General features: G+C 62.3%; 4 protein-coding genes. All 4 read right to left on the bottom strand.

Annotated features, from left to right (window positions below; all coding sequences use genetic code 11):
• Nucleotides 1–37: 37 nt before the first annotated feature.
• Complete coding sequence (fdhE, locus tag D6877_RS01490) at nucleotides 38–964, bottom strand: formate dehydrogenase accessory protein FdhE (protein WP_130909631.1); 927 nt, start codon at nucleotides 962–964, stop codon at nucleotides 38–40.
• Nucleotides 965–967: 3 nt separating this feature from the next.
• A complete protein-coding gene (locus D6877_RS01485) occupies nucleotides 968–1,633 on the bottom strand; it encodes a formate dehydrogenase subunit gamma (RefSeq protein WP_130909630.1) in 666 nt (221 codons plus the stop codon).
• Complete coding sequence (gene fdxH, locus D6877_RS01480) at nucleotides 1,630–2,565, bottom strand: formate dehydrogenase subunit beta (RefSeq protein ID WP_122698222.1); 936 nt, start codon at nucleotides 2,563–2,565, stop codon at nucleotides 1,630–1,632. The genes D6877_RS01485 and fdxH overlap by 4 nt, the downstream gene beginning before the upstream one ends.
• The coding region (gene fdnG / locus D6877_RS01475) for a formate dehydrogenase-N subunit alpha (RefSeq protein ID WP_130909629.1) at nucleotides 2,566–5,072 on the bottom strand (2,507 nt) is incomplete at its 5' end.

Raw genomic sequence — 5,072 nt, 5'->3', positions numbered from 1 at the left:
TGTGGGAGCACACCCCCCTGCCACAATTTTGCTCTGGTCATTCGTCTCCCGGCGCCAGCAGCAGATTGGGTGCCAGACGCTGATAACCGTCCTGGGCCAGGCGCATGTCCAGCAGCAAACTGCCGAGATCTGCCGACAACGCCTCGGCTTCGGCATCGTTCTCAAGATAGAGCAATTTCAGGTAGCTGTTGCAGCTGGGGCAGACTTCGGCGCGCAGCGGGGCCTGTTCGGCGCTGTGCCGATCGTCTTCCTGGCTCAGGTACTCGAGGCCTTTGCTCTGCTCGCAATACACGCACTTGACCCGCACCACGTGCCATTCGCAGGCACACAGCGAACACACCAGATAGCGCAAACCGTTGTGCTTGCCGCGATGGCGAATGACCCCGGCCATGGCCGGTGAACCACAGGCCGGGCATTGGCTGAGGCTGTCACCGGGTTTGAGTTGCAGTTGCGGCACGCTCAGCAGCCAGTGGCTCCAGGCGGTTTGCAGCGCGGCGCCGAGAAACGGCACCAGCGCCGCTGGGACTAGCGAGTATTGCCCACTGACCAGCGCCACCGCCCACGCGCGCAACTGGCCGGGACTGGCGGCGCGCAGCGTGTCCAGCGCGTCGACCACCGCAGGCTGATCCGCTGGCACATAGCCCTGCAGCAAAGCATCCAGCCACGGCTGCCAAGCATCCTCTCGCACCAAGGTGTCTGCGGCGAACGGCGGCAGACCATGCTGCTGACAGGCTTCGAAACGCTGCGCATCAAACGGCGCGGTCAGCGGCGGATCGTCGAAGACCTGCTGCTGCGCCCGGCACAACCCGGCCATCAGCCGCAGATAATCCGCCAACCCGTTGCCCTCGGCCAGACGCTCAAGCCGCTCTGCACGCAGGGCAAACAGGTTACGTGGTGGCAGGTACAGAAACGGCGGCGAACTGGCCGCCGCCTCGATTTCCCCAGGTTCAAGAATGCTTGGCAAAAGTCAGCCCTTTTTCGTCAGCGGTCGCTCGGGCAGGTCCCGAGGCTGTTCGTCGCGGGTCACCTCGCGGTACCACAGTTCATGGTGTTTCTTCGCCCACGGCCGGCTGACCCAGCCATGCAGCATGGCGTCGACCGAACCCTTGATCCATAAACCGGCGTAGATGTGCACGATGATGCTCAGCACCAGCACAAACCCGGCCAGCGCATGCAACAGCATGGCCCAGCGGATCGTGGTGATACCGAAATACGCGCTGAACCATGCGCGCCAGATCACCAGCCCGGTGAACAGCAACCCCAGCATGCACAGCAGTAAAGTCCAGAACAGCAACTTCTGCCCGGCGTTGTATTTACCCACCGGCGGCACGCTTTCTTCGTCGTTGACCATCACCCGATTGATCCGCCGCAGCCACTGGCGGTCATTGGCGATAAAGAAATTGGTGCGCCAGAAGCTGAACACCAAGCCGAGGAACAGCACGAACATGGCGATGCCCATGTACGGGTGCAGGATCCGCGTCCAGGTGCCGCCGCCGAACAGGTTACTCAGCCAGAACAGCGACGGATGAAACAACGCCAGCCCGGACAACCCGGCCATGAAAAACAGGATCGCCACCAGCCAGTGATTGGTGCGCTGGTTGGCGCTGTAACGCAGGATCGTCTTGTTGCTCATGGCCGCTCCTCCCCGCGTGGATCGAAGGTGTGCACCGCCGGGTCGACCACGTGCACCGAGGTGTCGGGTGGCGTCGGATGCTCGTCCTCCTCGACGCGATTCGGCCCGATGCGCACGTAGTGGAAGAACCCGGCCAGCACCGCCGCGCCCATCGCCAGCAGGCCGAGGGGTTTGCTGATGCCTTTCCACAAACCCACCAGCGGACTGATTGCGGGATGGTCCGGCAAACCGGCGTAGATTTTCGGCGTATCGGCGTGGTGCAGCACGTACATGACGTGGGTGCCGCCAACCCCGGCCGGGTCGTACAGACCGGCGTTTTCAAAACCACGGCTTTTCAGATCGACGATGCGCTCGGCGGCGTGTTCCTTCATGTCTTCCTTGGTGCCGAAAACGATGGCGCCGGTCGGGCAGGTTTTCACGCAGGCCGGCTCCAGCCCGACCGCGACCCGATCGGAACACAGTGTGCATTTGTAGGCCTTGTGATCCTTCTGCGAAATGCGCGGAATGTTGAACGGGCAACCGGTGATGCAATAGCCACAACCGATGCAGTGATCCTGATCGAAATCGACGATGCCGTTGGCATGCTGAATGATCGCCCCAGGGCTTGGGCACGCGGCCAGGCAACCGGGCTCGGCGCAGTGCATGCAGCCGTCCTTGCGGATCAGCCATTCGAGGTTGCCGGCGTCGGTTTCGTGCTCGGTGAAGCGCATCAGCGTCCATGAATCCGCCGTCAGATCCTGCGGATTGTCGTAGGTGCCGTGGTTGTGGCCAACCTCGTCGCGCAGCTCGTTCCATTCCGAGCAGGCGACCTGGCAGGCCTTGCAGCCGATGCATTTGGTCGTGTCGATCAGCTTGGCAACGCCCTGCTGGGTCCTAACCGACGGCGGCGCAGTGGTGGTGGCCGAGCGGGCAATGATGTCTTGGCTGGCCATTTACAGTTTCTCCACGTTGACCAGGAATGACTTGGATTCCGGGGTCTGAGTGTTGCCATCGCCGAGGAACGGCACCAGGGTGTTGGTCAGGTAACCGTGACGCGTCAGGCCGGTGAAACCCCAGTGCAGCGGGATGCCGATCTGATGCACGACCTGGCCGTTGACCTGCAGCGGCCGGATCCGTTTGGTCACCACCGCCACCGCTTCGATAAAGCCGCGTTTGCAGCTGACCCGCACGCGATCACCGGCAGCAATGCCCTTCTCGTTCGCCAGCACTTCGCCGATCTCCACGAACTGCTCGGGCTGAGCGATCGCGTTCAACTTGCAGTGCTTGCTCCAGAAGTGGAAATGCTCGGTGAGCCGGTAACTGGTGCCGGCGTAGGGGAAGTCCTTGGCTTCGCCGAGGGTTTCCCAGACCGAATCAAAGATCCGCGCCGCCGGGTTGCTGGTCGCCTTCTTGTTCTGCGGGTGCAGCGGGTTGATGCCGATCGGCGTTTCGAACGGCTCGTAGTGCTCAGGGAATGGCCCTTCGTTCATCTTGTCGACGGCGAAGAACCGCGCGACGCCTTCGGGGTTCATGATGAACGGATTCATCCCGGCTTCCGGCGGCACGTCGGCCTTGTAGTCCGGCACATCGGTGCCGGTCCAGGCCTTGCCGTTCCACCACACCAGCCGCTTTTTTGGGTCCCACGGTTTGCCCGCCGGGTCCGCCGAAGCACGGTTGTAGAGAATCCGCCGATTGGCCGGCCACGCCCACGCCCAGCCCTGATGCTGGTGCATGCCGTACGGGTCGGCATTGTCGCGACGGGCCATCTGATTGCCGGCCTCGGTCCAGCTGCCGGCGAAAATCCAGCAACCGGACGCGGTGCTGCCGTCATCCTTGAGCAAGCCGAAGCCGGCCAGTTGCGTGCCGGCCTTCACAGTGACGCCGCCGGCATCGGTGAAATCGCTGACGGCGGTGCCGTTGATCTCCCGCGCCAGTTCTTCCGGCGAAGGCTCGTCGGGGATCTTGTACGGCCACGACAGTTTCAGCAGCGGATCAGGAAACTTGCCGCCCTCGGTCTGATAACGCTGGCGCAGGCGCAGGAACAGTTCGCTCATGATGCGAATGTCGGTCTGCGCTTCACCGGGGCCATCGGCGCCTTTCCAGTGCCATTGCAGCCAGCGGCTGCTGTTGACCAGCGAGCCGTCCTCTTCGGCAAAACAGGTGGTCGGCAGGCGAATGACTTCGGTCTGTATTTCGGCGGTTTTCACGTCGTTGTACGGCCCGACGTTCTGCCAGAACTCCGAGGTTTCCGTGGCCAGCGGGTCCATTACCACCAACCACTTGAGCTTGGCCAACGCGCCCATCACGCGGTTTTTGTCCGGCAACGCGGCGATCGGATTGAAGCCTTGGCAGAAGTAGCCGTTGACCTTGCCCTGGCTCATCAGGTCGAACATTTTCAGCACGTCGTAGTTGGGGATGTCGAGCTTCGGCAAATGGTCGAACAGCCAGTTGTTCTCGGCGGTGGCATTGGCGCCGTACCAGGATTTCATCAGGCTGACGTGGAATTTGCTGTAGTTCTGCCAATACGAGAGCTGCCCCGGTCTGAGCGGAACCTGCGTGCGTTTGAAGATGAACTGACCGTAGTCCTGCTCGCTGTCGCTGGGCAGCGTGAGGTAGCCGGGCAAGGCGTTGGACAGCAGGCCAAGGTCGGTCAGCCCCTGAATGTTCGAGTGCCCGCGCAGCGCATTGACGCCACCGCCGGGCATGCCGACGTTGCCCAACAGCAGTTGCACCATCGCCGCGCTGCGGATGATCTGCGCGCCGATCGAGTGCTGCGTCCAGCCGAGGGCATAGAGAATCGTCATGGTCTTGCCCGGCGTCGAGCAGGTGGCGATCTCTTCCCAGATTGTCTGCATGGCGTCGACCGGCATGCCGCAGATCTGGCTGGCCAGGTCGATGTTGTAGCGGCTGTAATGCTGCTTCATCAGTTGATAGACGCAGCGCGGGTCTTGCAGGGTCGGGTCGACGCGGACGAAACCGTCCTCGGCGAATTCGTAACCCCAGCCGGACTTGTCGGTATAGCTGCGTTTTTCCGCGTCATAGCCGCTGAACAGGCCGTCTTCGAAGCCATAGCCGGCTTTGACGATGAACGACACGTCGGTGTAATTGCGCACGTATTCGTGCTGGATCTTGTCCTCGGTCAGCAGGTAATTGATCAGCCCGCCCATGAAGGCGATGTCGGTGCCGGTGCGGATCGGCGCGTAATAGTCGGCCACCGAAGCGGTCCGGGTAAAACGCGGATCGACCACGATCAGCCGCGCAGCGTTATGCGCCTTGGCCTCGGTCACCCATTTGAAGCCGCACGGATGCGCTTCTGCTGCGTTGCCACCCATTACCAGGATCAGATTCGCGTTGGCGATATCGGTCCAGGTGTTGGTCATGGCACCACGGCCGTACGTCGGGGCAAGACTTGCCACCGTCGGGCCGTGTCAGACACGCGCCTGGTTATCGAACCCCAGCA

This window comes from Pseudomonas sp. Sample_9, from assembly GCF_004307535.1.
GTDB classification, from domain to species: domain Bacteria; phylum Pseudomonadota; class Gammaproteobacteria; order Pseudomonadales; family Pseudomonadaceae; genus Aquipseudomonas; species Aquipseudomonas mercuritolerans.
The sequence above is the reverse complement of the archived record's forward strand: the minus strand, read 5'-3'. Positions and strand labels throughout refer to the sequence as shown.